The organism is Streptomyces sp. 6-11-2 (assembly GCF_006540305.1).
Classification (GTDB): Bacteria; Actinomycetota; Actinomycetes; order Streptomycetales; family Streptomycetaceae; genus Streptomyces.
Genome location: NZ_BJOR01000001.1, coordinates 464,445 through 482,521, shown reverse-complemented (window position 1 = coordinate 482,521; position 18,077 = coordinate 464,445). Strand labels below are relative to the sequence as shown.

At 71.0% G+C, this 18,077-nt stretch carries 18 protein-coding genes, 5 pseudogenes and 1 riboswitch; of the genes and pseudogenes, 12 read left to right on the top strand and 11 right to left on the bottom strand.

Going from position 1 to position 18,077, the window contains the following annotated elements; translation table 11 throughout:
- Positions 1–2: 2 nt before the first annotated feature.
- The gene (locus TNCT6_RS02265) at positions 3–641 is read right to left on the bottom strand and encodes a DedA family protein (protein WP_141365972.1); all 639 of its coding nucleotides are present in this window, start codon (positions 639–641) and stop codon (positions 3–5) included.
- A gap of 204 nt (positions 642–845) precedes the next feature.
- Positions 846–1,370, bottom strand: a complete 525-nt coding sequence (locus tag TNCT6_RS02260) for a PadR family transcriptional regulator (protein WP_141356026.1) — start codon at positions 1,368–1,370, stop codon at positions 846–848.
- 107 nt (positions 1,371–1,477) lie between these two features.
- On the opposite strand from TNCT6_RS02260, the gene TNCT6_RS02255 reads away from it, so the two are divergent.
- Both TNCT6_RS02255 and TNCT6_RS02250 read left to right on the top strand, forming a co-directional pair.
- Entirely contained in the window at positions 1,478–2,800 is a 1,323-nt protein-coding gene (locus TNCT6_RS02255) for an MATE family efflux transporter (protein WP_141356024.1), read from the top strand.
- A gap of 167 nt (positions 2,801–2,967) precedes the next feature.
- Positions 2,968–3,723, top strand: a complete 756-nt coding sequence (locus tag TNCT6_RS02250) for a DUF6585 family protein (protein WP_141356022.1) — start codon at positions 2,968–2,970, stop codon at positions 3,721–3,723.
- Between the two features lie 298 nt (positions 3,724–4,021).
- Here TNCT6_RS02250 and TNCT6_RS02245 read toward each other — a convergent pair whose 3' ends face one another.
- Both TNCT6_RS02245 and TNCT6_RS02240 read right to left on the bottom strand, forming a co-directional pair.
- Positions 4,022–4,513: a type II toxin-antitoxin system Phd/YefM family antitoxin gene (locus TNCT6_RS02245; protein WP_253266003.1), complete on the bottom strand. Its 492-nt coding sequence runs from the start codon at positions 4,511–4,513 to the stop codon at positions 4,022–4,024.
- Positions 4,514–4,536: 23 nt separating this feature from the next.
- Positions 4,537–5,070: pseudogene (locus TNCT6_RS02240) on the bottom strand (NUDIX domain-containing protein); the annotation flags it as partial.
- Positions 5,071–5,239: 169 nt separating this feature from the next.
- Between TNCT6_RS02240 and TNCT6_RS02235 the strand changes: the two are divergent.
- A complete protein-coding gene (locus TNCT6_RS02235; RefSeq protein ID WP_141356019.1) occupies positions 5,240–6,061 on the top strand; it encodes a helix-turn-helix transcriptional regulator in 822 nt (273 codons plus the stop codon).
- On the top strand, positions 6,058–6,243 hold the full coding sequence (locus tag TNCT6_RS02230) for a DUF397 domain-containing protein (RefSeq protein ID WP_141356016.1): 186 nt from the start codon (positions 6,058–6,060) through the stop codon (positions 6,241–6,243). The genes TNCT6_RS02235 and TNCT6_RS02230 overlap by 4 nt, the downstream gene beginning before the upstream one ends.
- A 41-nt stretch (positions 6,244–6,284) precedes the next feature.
- On the opposite strand, the gene TNCT6_RS02225 is transcribed toward TNCT6_RS02230, so the two are convergent.
- On the bottom strand, positions 6,285–6,923 hold the full coding sequence (locus TNCT6_RS02225) for a hypothetical protein (RefSeq protein ID WP_141356014.1): 639 nt from the start codon (positions 6,921–6,923) through the stop codon (positions 6,285–6,287).
- 61 nt (positions 6,924–6,984) lie between these two features.
- Complete coding sequence (locus TNCT6_RS02220; RefSeq protein ID WP_216372761.1) at positions 6,985–7,755, bottom strand: maleylpyruvate isomerase N-terminal domain-containing protein; 771 nt, start codon at positions 7,753–7,755, stop codon at positions 6,985–6,987.
- A gap of 165 nt (positions 7,756–7,920) precedes the next feature.
- Here TNCT6_RS02220 and TNCT6_RS02215 point away from each other — a divergent pair, with 165 nt between their 5' ends.
- Complete coding sequence (locus TNCT6_RS02215; RefSeq protein WP_141365963.1) at positions 7,921–8,703, top strand: Fpg/Nei family DNA glycosylase; 783 nt, start codon at positions 7,921–7,923, stop codon at positions 8,701–8,703.
- Positions 8,704–8,774: 71 nt separating this feature from the next.
- Positions 8,775–8,898, top strand: a riboswitch (cobalamin riboswitch).
- Positions 8,899–8,958: 60 nt separating this feature from the next.
- Positions 8,959–9,357, top strand: a complete 399-nt coding sequence (locus TNCT6_RS02210; protein WP_373996142.1) for a (2Fe-2S) ferredoxin domain-containing protein — start codon at positions 8,959–8,961, stop codon at positions 9,355–9,357.
- Positions 9,358–9,423: 66 nt separating this feature from the next.
- Here TNCT6_RS02210 and TNCT6_RS02205 read toward each other — a convergent pair whose 3' ends face one another.
- Positions 9,424–10,344, bottom strand: a complete 921-nt coding sequence (locus TNCT6_RS02205) for a cobalamin-binding protein (protein ID WP_141356012.1) — start codon at positions 10,342–10,344, stop codon at positions 9,424–9,426.
- 31 nt (positions 10,345–10,375) lie between these two features.
- On the opposite strand from TNCT6_RS02205, the pseudogene TNCT6_RS02200 reads away from it, so the two are divergent.
- Positions 10,376–10,552 (top strand): annotated as a pseudogene (locus tag TNCT6_RS02200) (acyl-CoA dehydrogenase family protein); the annotation flags it as partial.
- Positions 10,552–11,628, top strand: coding sequence for an enoyl-CoA hydratase/isomerase family protein (locus TNCT6_RS02195; protein ID WP_141356010.1), 1,077 nt, complete (start codon positions 10,552–10,554; stop codon positions 11,626–11,628). The pseudogene TNCT6_RS02200 and the gene TNCT6_RS02195, both read left to right, overlap by 1 nt.
- A gap of 67 nt (positions 11,629–11,695) precedes the next feature.
- On the opposite strand, the gene TNCT6_RS02190 is transcribed toward TNCT6_RS02195, so the two are convergent.
- Positions 11,696–11,842: a hypothetical protein gene (locus TNCT6_RS02190; RefSeq protein WP_253266002.1), complete on the bottom strand. Its 147-nt coding sequence runs from the start codon at positions 11,840–11,842 to the stop codon at positions 11,696–11,698.
- Positions 11,843–12,046: 204 nt separating this feature from the next.
- On the opposite strand from TNCT6_RS02190, the gene TNCT6_RS02185 reads away from it, so the two are divergent.
- Entirely contained in the window at positions 12,047–12,652 is a 606-nt protein-coding gene (locus TNCT6_RS02185) for a GNAT family N-acetyltransferase (protein ID WP_308789459.1), read from the top strand.
- Positions 12,653–12,746: 94 nt separating this feature from the next.
- On the opposite strand, the gene TNCT6_RS02175 is transcribed toward TNCT6_RS02185, so the two are convergent.
- Positions 12,747–14,759: an FAD/NAD(P)-binding domain-containing protein gene (locus TNCT6_RS02175; RefSeq protein ID WP_141356008.1), complete on the bottom strand. Its 2,013-nt coding sequence runs from the start codon at positions 14,757–14,759 to the stop codon at positions 12,747–12,749.
- A pseudogene (locus tag TNCT6_RS02170) lies at positions 14,756–15,286 on the bottom strand (amino acid ABC transporter permease); the annotation flags it as partial. The gene TNCT6_RS02175 and the pseudogene TNCT6_RS02170, both read right to left, overlap by 4 nt.
- A gap of 3 nt (positions 15,287–15,289) precedes the next feature.
- Here TNCT6_RS02170 and TNCT6_RS02165 point away from each other — a divergent pair.
- The 3 genes and pseudogenes from TNCT6_RS02165 to TNCT6_RS02155 form a co-directional block, all read left to right on the top strand.
- Positions 15,290–16,097, top strand: a pseudogene (locus tag TNCT6_RS02165) (LLM class flavin-dependent oxidoreductase); the annotation flags it as partial.
- Positions 16,098–16,160: 63 nt separating this feature from the next.
- Positions 16,161–16,718: an NADPH-dependent FMN reductase gene (gene ssuE / locus TNCT6_RS02160; RefSeq protein ID WP_141365957.1), complete on the top strand. Its 558-nt coding sequence runs from the start codon at positions 16,161–16,163 to the stop codon at positions 16,716–16,718.
- A pseudogene (locus tag TNCT6_RS02155) lies at positions 16,715–17,662 on the top strand (LLM class flavin-dependent oxidoreductase); the annotation flags it as partial. The gene ssuE and the pseudogene TNCT6_RS02155, both read left to right, overlap by 4 nt.
- Positions 17,663–17,788: 126 nt before the next feature.
- On the opposite strand, the gene TNCT6_RS02150 reads toward TNCT6_RS02155, so the two are convergent.
- Positions 17,789–18,049: a DUF5132 domain-containing protein gene (locus tag TNCT6_RS02150; protein ID WP_141365955.1), complete on the bottom strand. Its 261-nt coding sequence runs from the start codon at positions 18,047–18,049 to the stop codon at positions 17,789–17,791.
- Positions 18,050–18,077 lie beyond the last annotated feature (28 nt).

Here is an 18,077-nt window from a genome sequence, read left to right as displayed (position 1 = left end):
TCTCATCGCGTGGGCGGCTGCCGGGTGTGCCGTGCACGCCGTGCCTGCACCAGCAGAGGCACCAGGGAGAGCACGACGAGCACGGCGACCATGACCAGGAGGTAGTCGCCGATGCGGGGGACCGACGCCCCCAGACCGTATCCGGCCAGCACCAGGCTCTGGGTCCAGAGCACGCCCCCGACGGTCGCCCAGAGAGTGAAGGTCCGCGTGGGCACACCGAGCGCCCCGGCCGCCGGGTGCAGCACGGTCCGCAGCATCGGGATGAAGCGGCCGATCACGAGCGCCTTGCCCTGCCCGTAGCGGGCCAGGAGTTCCTGCGCCCGCGCCGCCCGTTCCTTCAGACGCCGGTTGGAGGAGCGGGCCAGCAGGGTCCGCCCGCCCCGCCGCCCGAGCAGGAACCCCACCTGTCCGCCCGCCACAGCGCCCACGGCGGCGCACGCCAGCACCTGCCACAACGCCATCCGCGGTGTCTGACCGTCGGTCTGCGCGCACAGCACACCGGCCGGGATCAGCAGGGTGTCACCGGGAAGGAAGAAGCCGACCACGATCAGACCCGACTCCGCGAAGGTCACGACCAGGACCCCCAGCGCACCGAAGGCGGCCAGCACCGAGGCGCTGTCCGTCGGGTTGACGGCGAACACCGTCATCGCCTCATGGCCCTCCTCACCGTGCACACGTCGGGCCCACTGCTGGATGAGTACCCATGCCGTACCGGGCGGCGGTACGGCCGGTCGCGAAGTCGAGTACAGCAGGCATCACAGACATCATGGGTGATACGCGACGCCCATCGCCTGTCGGTGTTGAGGTCGAACCGCACACCGGAAGCGGTCCGGGGGCGGCTTCGCTCAGCTCTCCAGTCTGCCGATCGCCTCGTCCAGCCACCTCCTCTCCTCGGTTCCGGTGGCACGGGCGATGCGCAGCATGCCCTGCCGGAACAGGTCCGGTGCGTCCTCGGCCCGTACCGGCTCACCGTCGCGGTAGAAGAAGCTCGCCGGGGTGTCGAGGAACGTTTGCCGGCGACGGAGGACGGCCGCCTGCTCGGCACGGTCCGGAAGGTGCCGCAAGAACGCGAGCAGCGTGAAGAACCGCTGCCCATCGGTGACTTCGACTTCCTTGGGGCTCCTCAAGCGCTCCAGAAGCTCGGTGCGGCCCGCCTCCGTGAGGGACAGCGTCCGGCGGTGCGCGGCACCACTTCCGGGCTCGGTGCGCTGCTCGATCAGGCCCGCCTTCACGAGTCGGGTGATGGCCGGATAGAGCGCGCCGTCACTCACGGGGCGGATGTGACCGCTGAGGCCTTGGATGCGCGCCTTCAGCTCGTAGCCGTGCAGGGGTGCTTCGTAGAGGAAGCCCAGGATCGACAGCTCCAGCATGAACAGGTCCCCTTCGGTGCCATCCGCGCGCTTGTCCACTCGGCGCCGCCATGTTATCTCTTTTCGCTGTACCTCGATTCGAGGTACAGCGAAAAGAGGGGGGAGCGATGAGTGCAGCGGAGCACCGTCGCAGGCTGGCGTCGCTCGCGCTTCCGGTCTACTTCGAGCTGCTCGCCGGGGTCATGGCCGGAATCATCAACATGGTGTGGGTGGCCCGGCTCGGCGGGCAGGCCGTCGCCGCGGTGGCAGTCGCCACGAATGTCGAGAACCTGCTGCTCGGCGTCATCCTCGTCGCCGGCTCCGGTACGACCGTGCTGGTCGCACGGGCCAGGGGGGCGGGGGATCCGGCGGCGCTCCGTTCCGCCGTACGCGGCGGCTGGGCGCTGTGGGCACTCGTCACACCCGTCGTCGCCATCGGCGGATACCTCTGCCGGGAGCCGCTGGCCCAGCTCGTGCTCGGCGGCGACGAAGGCCGTTCACTGGCCCTCGCCACCGGGTACTTCTCGATCGCGCTCCCTGGGATCGCGGTGTTCTTCGCCACCAACGTCGTCGACGGCATCCTCAAGGGCGCGGGCGACACCCGCACCCCGATGAAACTCTCACTGCTCGCCAACGGGCTGATCCTCGTGCTGGATCCCCTGCTCATCCTCGGTCTCGGACTCGGAGTGCGCGGGGCGGCGATCTCCACCGTGCTGGGACGGACGGCCGCGCTCGGGTGCGGTTTCCTCACGCTGCTCCGAAGCGGCGCACTCCCGCAGACCGGCGGAGGAACCTCGTTCCGCATCAAAGAACTGGGCACCGACGCGCGCAGGACGGCATCGACCGGTCTGCCGATGTCGGCCGACTTCGGCGTCAGAATGGCCGGGGCGCTCGCGCTCGTCGCCGTGGTCGCCCGGGTCGGCGTGAGCGACGTCGCCGCGTACGGGATCGCGGCCAAGGCGATGTACGTCGCCACGATGGCCTTCTACGCGGTGCGCCAGGCCGCCGCCATCCACACCGCCCACCAACTCGGCGCCGGTCACGACGAGCGCCGGACCATCGGGCGCCAGGCACTGCTCCTGGCCGGGACGCTGGGGCTCGCAGCCGCCCTGGTCCTGCTTGCCACGGGACCGTGGATCATGCGGATCTTCGGCGCCGGGGGCGAGGTGGCCGAGGCAGGAACGCTCTATCTGCGCTGCGTGGGGCCCTACTTGGTATTGCTCGCGTGCTTCATCGCACTGGGCGGTGTGTTCGAGGGCAGCGGCGGCAGTCCGGCCCTTGCCCGGATCACCTCGTGCGGAGTGGCGCTGCAACTGGCCCTCGCGTACCCCCTGTCGGGGTGGGGCCTGCCGGGCATCTGCGCGGCCATGGCGCTGTCGATGGCGTTGCAGTGCGGAGCCGTCGCCAGGACGTACAGGCACACGAAACAGCCCGGGACCGCAGGAGTGTAGGGCGGTTGCGTCGGCCGCGGCCTCGACGCATGCGCCGCCTTCGTCACCGGGTTGCCCGACCTGCCGGTTCCGGCGACCGGCAAAAGGCCCCCCGATGTGTATCAGCGTCGGCCCCGACCGCAGAATGATCGCCGAATCTCTGATAATGACGGCGAGGAGCACGGCTCATGGCAGGACCCACCGCTCAGCAGGACCCCGGACAGACAACAGCCCATGACGCCGCGCCCCCGGGGACCGAAGGGCTTGGGCAGCTGCGCGAGACATTCCTGCCGAAGCGCATCAGCACAGTGCGGATAGCCGCCGTCCTGTTCATGGGAATCGTCTCCCTGATCCTTCCGCCCCTCGCCGCCTACTTCTTCTGGCTCGCCTTCACAGCGCCCAACCTCTCGCGCAAGCAGGCCGCCCGCCGACTGCACCTCTTCGAGCACGGCCTGGCCGAGGTGGGAAGGAACGGCGAGGTCTCCGTCTTCCGCTGGGACTCGATGACGGTGCTCCAGGAGATCACCGAGCGGTACGCAAACGGCATCTACGTCGGGACCACCTACGTCTACACGCTCCACCGCGAGGACGGTACGAGGCTCAAGGTGACCGACTTCTACGCCCAGCCGGAGCGTTGGGGTCCGGCGTTCCAGCAGGAGATCACCCGAGCGCAGTTGCCCGGACTGGTCACCGGGCTGGAACAGGGCCGGACCCTGACCTACGGGAGCCTCTCGGTGAACCTGGGCGGTGTGGCCACGGCAAAGGGCAGCCTGACCTGGACGGAGATCGAGAAGGTCGAAATCTCCCAGGGAATGCTGGTGCTGCGCAAGCCCGGCAAGAAGCTGCCCTGGGCCCAGGTGCAGGTCAAGAAGGTCCCGAACCTCTTCCTCCTCCTCGCCCTCATCGACCAGCTCCGATACGGCGGCCCGCGCCAGAACGCCTGACCACCGGAGCACGGCAGCGCCCGGGGGCCGCTCTGAGCGGCCCCCGGGCGCCCTGCTGCAGCGGGCAGTTCCAAGGTCGCGCCCCGTCCGCGCGGTCAGCTCCTCGACGGCCGGCATCCGTAGCCTGCCAAAGGAAGCCCGATGTACGTACGCAGCCTGTCTGAGTGGCCGGCGACACCGGCACCCCGCCCCAGCGCAGACGACGGAACCCCGGGCGAGCCGTGGCGGCCTCACACTCCGAGCGTTCGAGACCCTTGAGGCCCGGTTGATCGGACTTCAAAGCGGCTCCGGCGCGCAGTCACTGCTCGCCGACCGGTGGCTGTCGAGCCAGGAATTCTGCGAATGCCGCTGCCTGCTTGGGGTCCATGTATCCCTGGCGCTTATGCATGGCTCTGTCCTCAAGCCACGCCGCCTCGTCGGCAGTCAGTTGCACGGCCACCACCGTCCCGCTCCGGACGAAGCTCACGCGCCTGCCGTCGGCCCGCACGTACCGGGTGTAGGGCCCGTACTCCCGCGGATTGGCCAGCGGCTCGATCCGCAGCCGACCGACGTCCCACCCCGGTTCGTTCGCATCCTCCCCTTCTTCGGCCTGCGGTATCGGTGCGGGCGTGGCGAAGTCGGCGCGGGCCCAGTGTTCCAGCCGGGCCACCACCCCCGCCGGGAACAGGACACTCACCGGCACGCCGCCCTCGGTGGGCACGACGCGTTCGCCGGTGGACTCGACCAACGAGACGAGGCGCTCATAGTCGATCGGGTTCGAGGCGTACTGACGCTCGACAACGATCTTCACGACATCATCCAGGGAGCTGGACGCTACTGGGAGGGGTCGTGCTGTTCGCCTTCGCAGGCGGCGGGTGTTCGGTCTGCGTACGGAGTGAAGTGCGCCGGTGCGTGGTCGATGGGTGGCAGGTCGGAGCGCCAGGACGTGAGGATCTGGGCGCTGCACACGAACAGGCCCTGGGGCAGCTCCTCCGGGTCCCACCAGCGCCAGTCGCCCACGCTTTCGTGCGGCTGGTCGGCTGGTTCGCCCTGCCAGGCCGTGACGACGGCGCCGACGGTGACGCGTACGACGTCGTCGACGTGGTCGAGGAGTGTGCCCAGCAGGGTCACGTCCTCAGGGCGGGCGACGAGCCCGGTCTCCTCGGCGAGTTCGCGCACGACCGTGTCGTGGAGGGACTCTCCGGGCTCGACAGTGCCCCCGGGCAGCTCCCAGGTGCCGTGCCGGTGCCGTCCCAGCAGCAGGCCCCGCTCACCGAACACGATGGCCCCGACGCCGATCGCGGCGTGCGGTGCGGGCGGGCGCGCGGTCCGTGGACGAGTGCTCACCCGAGGTGGGCTGGTCGTGCGGTGTGCGGGGCGTGCCGTCACAGATCAGGTCCTTTCGGCGGTGTGGTGCTGCCCGTACAGGCCGTCCTGTACTGGTTCCAGCCGTGCCAGGCACGTAACCACTGCTCAGGGTCGAGCCGTTGTATTCGCTGCAAGAGGTGACGCGGGTGTGACAAGGGGGTCGTCATTCATGGCAAGTGGCAGTGCGCTGGATTCGTCCGGGAGTATGAAGGCGTTCGGGGCGGCTCTGAAGGTCTTTCGTGAACGAGCCCTGCTGACGCAGGAGCAACTGGCCGAGCGGCTCAACTACTCGCATGCTGCGGTTGCTTCGGTCGAGCAGGGCCGGCGGATGCCCACCGCTCACTTCATCGAGCGGGCGGAGGAGGCGCTGGAGTCGTTCGGCGTGCTGCGCGCGGTGGCCCGGCACGTGGGACGGCAGCGGGGGCTGGCGGTCTGGTTCCGGGAGTGGGCGCAGTTGGAGGAGACGGCGGTCAGCCTGTGCACGTACGAGTGCCGGGTCGTGCCGGGGCTGCTCCAGACCGAGGCCTACACGCGCGCGGTGATGCTCAACGTGCCGCCCCCGCCCACGGAGGAGCAGCTGCAGGAGCGGATCGCCGCCCGGCTGGCGCGGCAGGACCTGTTGACGCGCAGGCCGCCGGTCGCGTTCAGTTTCATCGTCGAGGAGTCGGTACTGCTGCGGCACACGGGAGGTGAGGAAGTCACCCGGGGACTGCTCGACCACCTTCTCGTCCGCACGGAGCTGTGGAACGTGGAGCTGCAGATCATGCCGTTGCGGCAGCCGCATCACGCGGGTACGGACGGGCCCATGCAACTTCTGGAGACCCCGGAGCGCCAGTGGTTGGGATATTCGGAGGGGCAGAAAACCGGGCAGCTGGTTTCCGACCGGGAAGCGGTGAGCGTCATGCAGATGCGCTATGCCAAGATGCGCTCGCAGGCTCTGTCCCCCGCGGACTCGGCCGAGTTGTTGCAGCGGATGCGAGGAGCGCTATGAACACCGACAGTGAGCTGGAATGGTTCAAGAGCAGCTACAGCGGGTCCGAAGGCGACAGCTGCGTGGAAGTCGCACTCGCCCACGGAGCCGTGCACGTACGCGACTCCAAGCAGAGTGACGGGCCGCGATTCGGGGTCGCCTCCTCGGCGTGGTCGGATTTCCTCGGTTTCGTGGTGGAGTAAGCGATGTGTTGTGGGCCGCGGCCTCTCGCTGCTGGACCACTTCACGGTCTGGAGGGACGGACGACGACCTCGCTGCCCAGTGGTGTGTAGCCGGCCGCGAGGAAGGCCCGAAGGGATCGAGCGTTACCCGGGGCGACAGCGGCGAAAACCGGCTCACCGGCGGGGAGCAAGGTGAGCGCGTCACGCAGCAGGGAGCGACCGAGCCCAGCCGCACCGCTGCCCGGGTGGTTGAGTTCGATGCTTATCTCTCGCCGTCCAGCCAGGCCGTCGGCCAGTGCGACAAGGCCGCGTTCATCTCCGTGGACACGGACGTCGGTACGCAAAGCCCGAGCACGGCGAACACGTGGGTGGTCATCGGCATCAAGACGTTCGGGCAGGCGTCGGGGGGCCTGCGTGCCACGCGCGACGAGTGTGACGTCGACACCGTCGATCCACCCCTCGGGACCGGCGAGGTAACGCAGGAAATCCGGAGCCATTGAAGCCCCGTAACCGTCGGGCCCCTGAGCCTGGACGTCGGAAGCGGACAGGGCGGTGGCGATCACGGCGTGCCCGGTGAAGGCGACCGAGCACTCCAGCCCACCCGGCAGAGGGGGGAGAACTGTTACGCGACCGTCCGCGGGCGGAAAGCGTCCGTCGGCGGCATTGAGGAACATGCCCAGCAGCGGGTGAGACTCGGCCATGACGGTCCACCTTACGAGGGGCCGTCCCCCTGGTGGGCCAGGTCGGCCCCACAGCCATGTCTCAGTAGCCGCCCAGCAGCGTCCGTACGCTCCGCAGCGCCTCAGGGCCCGCGGCGCTGTGCCAGCGGGTGGGGTCGGCGGGGCGGCGGCCCCACAGGAGGAGGACGCGGGTGGCCGCGTCGCTCTCGATCGTGGCCGGGCCCTCGGGGGCGGCGAACCGGATCGTGCCGCCCTCGGCGTCGGCGGTCACCACGATGTCGTCCGTGCCCGGGGTGCGCAGGCGGCCCTCGACCCGTCCCTCGGGCCCCAGGTCCAGGCCCGCGCGGCCCCGGACCAGCAGGGGGCGGCCGACCGACACCACGCTGTGCTCGGTCATCCACGGCTCGTTGAGGGACTGCACGGCCGTCCGGTCGTCGCCGGTCAGGTCCCAGCGGTGGAGGATCAGTTCCTCACGCATGTGTTCCGCGAAGAAGGGGACCTTAACGGAACGGCCGGTCCACATCACCTCGGTGTCCGGGGAGAGGTCCTGCGCGGCGGCCGCGGCGATCTCGGTGAGCTGTTCACAGTTGGTCATGAACGCCGCCCAGAGCTCGGCGTCCGGCATCCGCCGGTAGGGAGCCTCGCGCTCGAAGCTCCTGGTCGCCACCGGTGTGCCCGCGAGGAACGCTCGCAGCACCCGGGCCAGTTCCTCGGCGTTCCCCGTCTGGTGGGCCAGGACGTCACGCACCGTCCACGCCTCGCACCACGTGCCGTCGTCGGGCCTTCGGCCCTGTACGGCGTGGACGAAGGGAGCCAGCTCGGGCAGCGTGTCGTCGACCTTGGACGGGATCACGGGCCATGGGTATCCCGGTCGAGCCGTCCGTCAAACCGGCGAGCGTCCGATCGGAGGCATGACGCCCCGGAGCAGGGTGCCGAGCGCGTGGGCTCGTTCTCCACGGGTACCCGTCAGCGCGTACGGCGGTCCGACGACCGTACGACGAAGAGTCCGGACGCACGCATGCCCGAACTGCCGGATGTCGAGGGATTCCGCGAGGTGCTGATGACCTGCGGCCGGCAGCGGTGTGTCACGGACGTCGAGGTGCGGGACACGGGGGTGTTGCGGGGTGTCAGCGCGCAGCGGCTGCGGAGGGAGTTGAAAGGCAGACGTCTGGGGGAGGCGTGGCGGCACGGGAAGTGGTTGTTCGTGCCGGTGGATGACGGCGGTCGCGTACTGGTCCGGCCCTTCGGTATGACGGGATCGCTGCGGTGCTGTGCCCCGGACGAGCCCCTCGCACCGCACGACCGCGTCGTGCTGACGCTCGACGACTCCCGGCACCTGCGCTGCCGAGATCAACGCAAGCTCCAAGGCGTGCAGTTGGCCGACGACGCGCAGGTCGCACGGATCATGGACGGTCTGGGGCCCGACGCGTTCACTCTGAGCGGAGCGGAATTGAGGGAGCTGCTGTCGGGACGACGGCGCGCCGTCAAGAGCGCGCTGATGGACCAGTCCGTGATCGCGGGTCTCGGGAACCTCCTGTGCGACGAGATCCTCTGGCGGGCCCGGGTGGCACCGCGGACCCCGGCGCGGGACCTGGGCGAGAGCGCGCTTCGGCGTATCCATGCGGGGATGGGCCGGGTCCTTGAGACATCCGTGCGTGCCGGGTGCGTGCCGCCGCGCCGTTCCTGGCTCACCGGGCACCGGGACGACCGCGAGCCGACATGTCCTCGCTGCGGATGGCCCCTGTGCTCGAACCGTGTCGGCGGACGCCGCACGGTCTGGTGCCCGCAGTGCCAGCAATGAGCGAAGTGACCGTTGTCCAGTGAGCGAACGGCAATGGGATGATGGTCGGCGACATAAGGCGACGGCGGTCCGAGGAAGTCGGTGTGAATCCGGCGCGGTCCCGCCACTGTGACCGGTGAGCGAGTTCCGGAAGGCCACTGCCCCCGCCCGGGGTGGGAAGGCGGGACGAGTGACGACCCGGGAGCCAGGAGACTCACGCGGTCGCCTCCTCGATCGACACCGGGGCGGATCTCCCCGGGAGGGGAGTGGTGCGACGTGCCCGAAAAGCCGACGGACGAGGCGCCGGACGGTGCCGTGGCGGGGAGCGGTTCGGTGCCGTGCCGGGTCGTCGTGTGCCGGGACTGCTGCTGCGGCAGCCCCAAGGTGACCGGGGTCGATCACGCGGCGCAGACCGCGCGGCTGCGTGCGGAGGTGCCGGTGCGCATCTCCGACTGCCTCGACGTGTGCGAGCAGGCGAACGTCATCGTGGTCCAGCCGTCCGCCGCGGGCCGGACCGCCGGTGCGCGACCGGTCTGGCTCGGGCTCGTCAACGACGAGGACGCGACCGAGGACATCGTCGCCTGGGTACGCGCCGGCGGCCCGGGAGTGGCTCCCCTGCCGGACATCCTCGACCTTTACGCCATCACGCCGCCACGGCGTCCCACGGACTCCTGAGGCCCGCACGGGCGGGGAGGCCTGCACACGCGGGGAGGCCCGCACGGGCGGGGAGGCCGACCGTCGTCACCGGCCGGGGAACGGACGGGCCTCGGCCGGTGTGACCGACTCGCCGGCCGGTACGCCGTGCAGGATCTGGGCGAGCACCTCCGCCCCGCGTACCACCCGTGGCCCCGGCCGGTTGAAGCAGGACGGTCCGTCCAGTACCCAGACGCGGCCGGACCGAACGGCGGGCAGATCCGTCCAGCCGGGCAGCCTGGTGAGCAACTCGGCTTCCCGCAGGGTGCGTTCAGGCGGGAAGCCGCACGGCAGGACGAGGACCACGTCCGGCTGTGCGGCGCGTACCGCCTCCCAGGTCACCGGCTTGGTGTGCTCGCCGGGCGCGGCGAGGAGGGGCTCGCCCCCGGCGGTGGTGATCTGCTCGGGCACCCAGTGCCCGGCGGGCCACAGCGGGTCGAGCCACTCGATCGCCACGACCCGGGGCCGGCCGAGGCCGGCGACCGCGCCGCGGACCCGGTCGAGGCGGTCCCGCAGCTCGCCACGGCGCCGCTGTGCGCGCTCACGGACGCCGAGCAGGTCGCCGACGGTGACCAGGCAGGCCAGTACGTCGTCGAGCGTGCGCGGCTCCAGGCTGAGGACCCGGGTGCCGGCGTCGAGCAGCCGCACGGTCCGGCTGACCTTCTCGTACGACACCGCGCACACGTCGCACAGGTCCTGGGTGAGTACCACGTCGGGGTGCAGGGCGGCCAGCGCCTCGGTGTCCAGGGTGTACAGCGACGAGCCGGAGTGCGCCGAGCCGCCGACGGCGTCGGAGATCTCCCGGCTGGTGAGCGCGTCCTGGTCCAGGTCGGTCCTGGTCACCACGGGCACCGAGGCGACCTCGCGCGGCGGCCAGTCGCACTCGTGGGTGCGGCCGGCCAACTGCTCCGACAGCCCGAGTTCGGCGACGATGTCGGTCGCGGCGGGCAGCAGGGAGACGATGCGCATACCTCGACTGTAGGAGCCTCCAGGACCGCGGACCGGCACCGGGTACTCCGTCGCCGACCGGGCGCTCCAACTGCACGGGGGCTACGGCTACCTCGGCGAGTACGGCCTTGAGAGGATCGTCCGTGACCTGCGCGTCCAGCAGAACCTGGAAGGAACCAACGAGATCATGCGTGTCAGCGTGGCCCGCGGCCTGACGGAGGCGTTCTGATGACCGCCGCCGAGGAACCCGTCCTGTTCCACACCGACGGACGGGCCGCCCACATTACCCTCAACCGGCCGAAGGCCCTCAACGCCCTCACCCACGAGATGGTGCGCCGTATCGACGAGGCGCTGACGGCCTGGGAGCACGACCCGGCCGTGGAGACCGTCGTCGTCACCGGCGCGGGGGAGCGCGGTCTGTGCGCGGGCGGTGACATCCGCGCCATCCACGACGACGTCCGCGAGGGGGACGGCACCGCCTCGGCCGCCTTCTGGCGCGACGAGTACCGCCTCAACGCCCGTATCGCCCGCTATCCGAAGCCGTACGTCGCCGTCATGGACGGCATCGTGATGGGAGGCGGCGTCGGCGTCTCCGCGCACGGCAGCGTCCGGATCGTCACCGAGCGCTCGCGGATCGCGATGCCGGAGACCGGCATCGGCTTCGTCCCCGACGTCGGCGGTACCCATCTGCTGGCCCTCGCCCCGGGGGAGCTGGGCACCCATCTCGCGCTGACCGGTGCGCAGATAGGCGCCGGCGACGCCGTGCTCTGCGGGCTCGCCGACCACTACGTGCCGTCGGCGGCCCTGCCGGCCCTCGTCGACGACCTCGCCGGCACGCCCGTACGGGAGGTGGTGGCGCGCCATGCCCGACCGCTGCCGCAAGGGGAGTTGGAGGCCCACAGGGAATGGACCGACCCCTGCTACGCCGCCGGGACGGTCGAGGACATCCTGAGCCGGCTGTTCGACCACGGCGGGCCCGCCGCCAAGGAGGCGGCCGAAACCCTGCTCACCAGGTCACCGACCGCCGTGAAGGTCACCCTGGCCGCCGTGCGCCGCGCCCGCCGTCTCGGATCGCTGGAACCGGTCCTCGACCAGGAGTACCGCGTCTCCTGCGCCGCCCTGAGCAGCCCCGACCTGGTGGAGGGCATCCGCGCTCAGGTCATCGACAAGGACCGCGACCCGCGCTGGTCCCCCAGGACCCTCGCCGAGGTGACCGACGCCGACGTCAACCGCTTCTTCGCCCCGCTCGGCGACCGCGAACTGGGCCTCGCCGGCCCCGGCACCACCGCGCAGTCGGCCAGGTGAGTAGGACCGTCGCGTTCACCGGACTCGGGCACATGGGCGCCTCGCCCGTGGCGTGACGGCCACGCGGTCACGCAGGTGCGGGGCATCCGTCGGCGGCGACCGGCTCCTCCTCGTCCACCCCGGGACGGAGCACCTGCGCCGAACCGAGCAGCGCCTCGACCATCTCCTCCAGGTCGAGTCGCTTCTCGACCGAGCGCAGGTGCACGCGGTGCACGCGGAATGCGCCGCATGTACCTGTCGTGCCCGGTCCGGGCCAGGCCGTGCACCAGTGGGTGGGGCGCTGCCGATGCCCGGCTCTCGGCACCGGGGACGGTCCCCGGACGCGCCCGCCCCCTCGACGGCCCATAGGAGATGACCGGCGAGCGCTCGTCATCTCCGCCGGGAAAAGAGCTTGGCCCGGCTTGTGGGGACTTGAAGAATGACGGCCATGCAGACTCGACGGGCATGTCCTGACGACGCGGCGGGGGTCGCTGGTGTCCACGTGCGCTCCTGGCAGGTGGCGTTCGCCGGCCTGGTGCCCCAGGTCTATCTCGACGCCATGGCGCCAAGCCACGAGGAGCCCAAGTGGAAGACGTGCATCACGGAGGCACGGTGGCCGTCGTCAGGAGTGCTCGTAGCCGAGACCGAGGCGGGAATCGTCGGATTCGCAGGTTTCGGCCCGTCCGAGGAGAACCCCGCCGTCGCGGAAATCGGCATGCTCTACGCGCTGCCCGAAGTCTGGGGAACGGGGATCGGGAAGCAGTTGATGTCGGCCACGTTGATGGCCTTCGGAAAGGCCGACTACACGCAAGCGACCTTGTGGGTCCTGGAGGACAACGAACGCGCCCGGCGCTTCTACGAAGCCGCCGGCTGGCGCGCGGACGGCGCAGCCGTGGAAGACACCACGGGTGGGGCCTCCCTCAACAAGTTGCGCTACCGCCGCGCTCTGCGCCGGCCCCCTCGCCGTCTGTTCCGGGACGGATTGGAGCCGAACGGCCCTTCGCGTCGCCGGCAAGGCGGGGTCAGCAGCCGCAGGCGCCCGTGACCGGGGCGGTCAGGGGGTCGGCGTCGCGGCGTTCCGGGCCCTGCCAAGTCTCGTAGGCGAAGGTCGCCCGCGGCGCACCGCTGTCGACGGCCGTTCAGGACGTTTGCCGGACGCCTGCTTTGACGCCCACGTCGATCTCGTGCCGCTCCGGACCGCCGCCGGACTGGCCGGTCAGCGCGCCGGAGCCGAGGGCGCGCAGCAGAGCCCGGGCCACCGCGTCGTTCTGCCGGAAGGCAGGCGCGTCGGTGCGGGGGCGGGCGAACGCGGCGACGGCCCGGCTGTTGGTGGGGGCGCCGAGAGCGATGCGGCGGGGGTGCGGGCGCCCGAGGCGGGGGTCGACGACGTGGTCGTCCGCCGGGCTCACGGTGAGCCGGCCGGAGCGGTGGGTGTACGCGGGATCGGCGATGACCTCCTCGGTGAGCTCGCCCGTTCGGTGCAGGTGCCGGAGCAGAGGGTCCTGGGTGCCGTCGAGGTCCGGGCCCGGCAGGTACGCCTCGATCAGGGCCGCGGCGTGGACCGTGTGGCCGGGCACGGTCGGGCTCGTCGCGGTGAAGGTACCCATGGTCTCGTCCGTGCCGATGCGCAGGTCCGCGCCGAGGAAGTGGACGAGCCCGGCCCGGGACAGGGCGAGCAGCTGACGCAGCCGGAAACCCGGCGGGCCGGAGGCGAGGAAGCTGAAGAAGCCGTGCCACCAGCCGTCGAGGCCGTCGGCGACAGAGCGGGCCGACAGCCTTCCCGCGCTGACCAGCCGGGGCAGCCGGCCGTAGACGGAGAGCAGGGCGAGGAACGCGCCCAGGTCGGCACTGTGCGCGGGGTTCGCGCGGCGGGCGACGTCCTGGGCGATGTGGTCACGCAGGTGTTCCTGGAAGGCGTCCGGCGTGGCGAAGGCCTGGCCCTCCAGCGGGTGGTCCAGGGCCTCGAAGTCCAGGCGGTCCTCCGGATCGGGCACGGCCCTGGCGACCAGGGAAGTCATCGCGTCGGAGTACCAGTGGAGGCGGTCGTGCTCGGCGAGGAACTCCGGCCAGGGCACACTCGTGCGCCCGGGATGAGCGTGGAACAGCTCGTGGTAGTGACCGAAGCCGATCTCCTTGGCCATCAGCGGCCACACGTCGCGGCGCAGGTCCAGCGGGCGGCCCTCGGCCAGCAGGCGGTCGACCGCATCGGCGCCGAAGTGGCGCGGCAGCGGGGGCCTGAGGCCCTGAAGCCGATAGCCGGTCTTGGCGTGGTACGGCACCCCGCGCCGCGATCCGACGTGCAGGACGGGCTCGCGGCCCGACGGGAGATAGGTCAGTGACCCGTCCGGCTCGGTGCGGTAGGCGCCGCCCCGGCCCTCGGTGAGCAGCACCATCAGGTCGACGAAGGCGAGACCGAAGCCGCGCAGGACGACGTGCTCGCCGGGCCGCAGGGCCGCCAAGTCGGCGTCGGAGGAGAAGTCCGGCGGCAGGTGGAAGCGGCCGTGGCGGCGGGCGAAGGCCGCGTGCGCGCGGTGCGCGGGGGCGGGCGCGGACCCGAGGTGGCCCTGGGCCAGGACCACCAGGTCAGCGGAGAGCGGCTCGGCTCGGTCGGCCAGGCGCACCTGCTGCGGACCGTCCGGCGGGCCGGTGACGGCGGTCGCGGTGGCGCGGTGCCACTCGACGGTGACCGACGGCGGCAGGTCGGCCAGCGCCCGCCGGAACACCCAGTCCAGATAGGCGCTCTGGGCCCGGCGGGTGGGGAAGTCGGTCCCGGCCAGGGCGCGCAGTTCGGCGAGTACCTCCGGGTCCGCGGGTTCCGTGTACGGCGCAAGGCGCGGGCCTCTCGGGTCGGCGAACTGCGCGGCCCATTCGGCCAGTGAGGGGCCCTGCCGTACGGGGCCGTCGATGGTCGAGGTCTCGTCGGTGAACATGGTGACGTCCTCGGCCATGGAGTTCATCCGCAGCAGCGGGGACTGCTCGTGCCGCCAGATCCGGCCCGGGCCGGGCGGATGCGGGTCCACCAGATGGATGTGCAACGTCCGTTCGCGTTCCCACAGTGCGGGAAGGTTGGCGGCGATGCGCTCCAGCAGTCCGGTGGCGCGCGGTCCCGCGCCGACGACGACGAGGACGGCCGTGGGGGAGTCGTTGGTCATCGGTCACCGCCGACAGAGGGGCGGGCGTCGGCGGCGGCCACCCGGTACAGCCGGGCGCGCAGAGCGATGAGGCGCAGGCGCAGCCGCCCGAGCGGTGTGGGCGGCAGAGTCCGCGCGGCACCGCGGGCGTAGTACCGCTCGACGTAGTACTGGCCTGCGCCGAGGACGGAGGTGACCGCGACGTACCAGAAGGTCGCGACCATCAGCAGCGGGATCACCTGGTACGTCCGGTTGTAGATCAGCTGCACGGAGAACAGCAGGTCGTGGACGGCCAGCACGCTGACGATGCTCGTGCCCTTGAGCGCGCCGATCAGCATGTTGCCCGCGGTCGGCACGATGGAGCGCATCGCCTGGGGTACGACGATTCGGCGCAAGGTGCGCCATCTGCCGAGGCCGAGGGCCTGGGCGGCCTCGGTCTGCCCGGCGTCCACGGACAGGATGCCGCCGCGCACCACCTCGGCGGCGTAGGCGGTCTCGTGCAGGGTGAGTCCGATGACGGCGGTGAGAGTGGGGCCGAGCAGGTTCACCGCGGTGTCACGGTCCTGGCCGTCCTCGACCCGGTGCGGGTCGCCGAGGACTACGCCACCCTGCACCAGCTCTCGCGCGGCCGGCTGGAACTGGTCATCGGCAAGGGCGCGGAAGCGGGCCACTTCGGCCTCTTCGGCCTCGATGAGGGCCTGCAATGGGAGTACCAGGCCGAGAAGTACGAACTCCTGCGCAGACTCTGGCGCGAGGAGAAAGTCACCTGGCAGGGCAGGTTCCGGCCGCCACTGACGGACACCACCACCGTTCCCCGCCCATACGGCGGCCGTCCGCCACGCGGCTGGCACGGCTCGGCCACCAGCCTCAACTCCCCGGAACTGGCTGCCCGCCACGGAGATCCGCTGTTCAGCGCCAACGCCATCCAGCCGCGGGGCGTACGCCCGGCTCATCGAGCACTACCGCGAACGCTTCGAGGCGTACGGCCACGACCCGCGCACCGCGTACGTGGGAGCCGGCTCGGGAGGACTGTTCATCGCGGACACCACCCAGCAGGCAGTAACCCGCTTCAAGGACTACTACGAGGCCCGCGTCCGGCAGACCCACAAGCCCCACCTGGAGGGCCGGCCCGGCTACAACACCCCCTTCCACACCATCGAGGACGCCGTCGCGGACGGCCCCCACCTCATCGGCAGTCCACAGCAGATCACCGACAAGATCCTGGGCTTCCACGCGGCATACCGCCACGACCTCCAGTCCATCACCGTCGACACCTCGGGACTGTCGCTGCCCGAGCAGATCGACCAACTACGGCGCTTCGCCGAGGAGATCGCACCGGTGGTGCGGCGCGAGGCCCCCTGTGGCAGGCGCCCGAACCCCTCTCGCCGGCCGAACCCACCCGCCACTGAAAGGTCCCCGCCCATGGCCACCGTCCTGTCCGTCTCCGGCAGTCCCTCCGCCACCTCCCGCACCGCGAAACTGCTGCGCCACCTGGACCACCGCCTCGCCGCCCAGGGCCACGACGTGATCCCGCTGGACGTCCGCACCCTGCCCGCCGACGCGCTGCTCGGCGCCGACTTCCGGCACCCGGCGATCGGCGACGCCGCCGCCCTGTTCGAGCGTGCTGACGGAGTGGTGATCGGCACCCCGATCTACAAGGCCGCCTACTCCGGCCTGCTCAAGTCACTCCTCGATCTGCTTCCGCAGTACGCCCTGACCGGCAAGACCGTGCTGCCGCTGGCCACCGGTGGCAGCACGGCCCATGTCCTGGCCATCGACTACGCGCTGCGCCCCGTGCTGAACTCCATGGGCGCCGCGCACATCGTCCCGGGCTGGTTCACCCTCGACAGGGACATCAACGTCGGTGACGACGGCACCCTGACAGTCGCGCCGGGTTCGGCCGAGGCCCTGGCCCAGGTCACCGACCAGTTCTCCGTCGCGCTGGGTGGCCGAGCCACGGTGCTGGCGGCCACGGCATGACCCTCGCCTTCCACTGGTTCCTGCCCACCAACGGCGACAGCCGCCACGTCGTCGGCGGCGGTCACGGCACTCCTGCCACGCCGTCCGGCGGCGACCGTCCGCCGAGTGTCGCCTACCTCACCCGGATCGCGAGCGCGGCCGAGGACCTGGGGTTCACCGGCGCGCTCACCCCGACCGGAGCGTGGTGCGAGGACGCCTGGCTGACCACCGCCATGGTGAGCCAGCACACCCAGCGCCTGAGATTCCTGGTCGCCTTCCGCCCCGGCTTCGTCTCACCCACGCTGGCCGCGCAGATGGCCTCCACCTCCACCTTCCAGCGGCAGACCGGCGGTCGGCTGCTGATCAACGTGGTCACCGGGGGAGAGAGCCGGGAGCAGCGCGCCTACGGCGACTTCCTGGACAAGGACGCCCGCTACGCTCGTACCGACGAGTTCCTGCACATCCTGCGGGCGCTGTGGGAGGGCCGCAGCGTGGACCTGGCGGGCGAGCACCTCCGGGTCGAGGGCGCGAAGCTGATCCGGCTGCCCGATCCGCGCCCGGAGATCTGCTTCGCGGGCTCCTCACCGGCCGCGGGCGAGGTCGCCGCCCGCCACGCCGACGTCTACCTCACCTGGGGCGAGCCACCCGCCGCCGTCGCCGAGAAGGTCGCCTGGATACGGGAACTGGCCGACAAGGAAGGCCGGGGCATCCGCTTCGGCATCCGCCTCCACGTCATCTCCCGCGACACTTCCGAGCAGGCGTGGGCCGAGGCACGGCGTCTGCTGGACGGGTTCGACGACGAGACCATACGCGGTGTGCAGAGCGGGCTGGCCCGCAGCGAGTCCGAGGGACAGCGGCGCATGCTCGCCCTGCACGGCGGCACCCGGGACGACCTGGAGATCCATCCGAACCTGTGGGCCGGCATCGGTCTGGTGCGCGGCGGCGCGGGCACGGCCCTGGTCGGCAGAGTCGATGGCGCGCGGGCGAGGTCGAGATCGCTCCCGACGCGCAGTCTGTGCAGCCGTAAGAAACGGCGGGGTGTGGAGCAGGCTGCTCCCACCCGTAACCGGCTTCTCGCGGACCGTCAGTCTTCAGCCGACGGTGGCACCCTGCGCCGTTACCTCGCCGTCGGCCTTCACTCGACGCGCGCGAGCCGAACTCGACAGCTTCTCGGCAGCCACTTGGGCGGTGAGGTCCTGAATCTCCTCGCCTGCCTCGATGACTGCGCGCCTGACTTCGAAGGTCAGGCCGACCGACGTCTTGATGATGCCTCGCACCAGCGGTTTCGCCACTCTCTTGATCAGAGGGGCCGTGATGAGGCCAACGAGAAAGGGAGGAGCTACAGGGGTCATGGGTGAACCCTCTCTTGTGTACACGGCA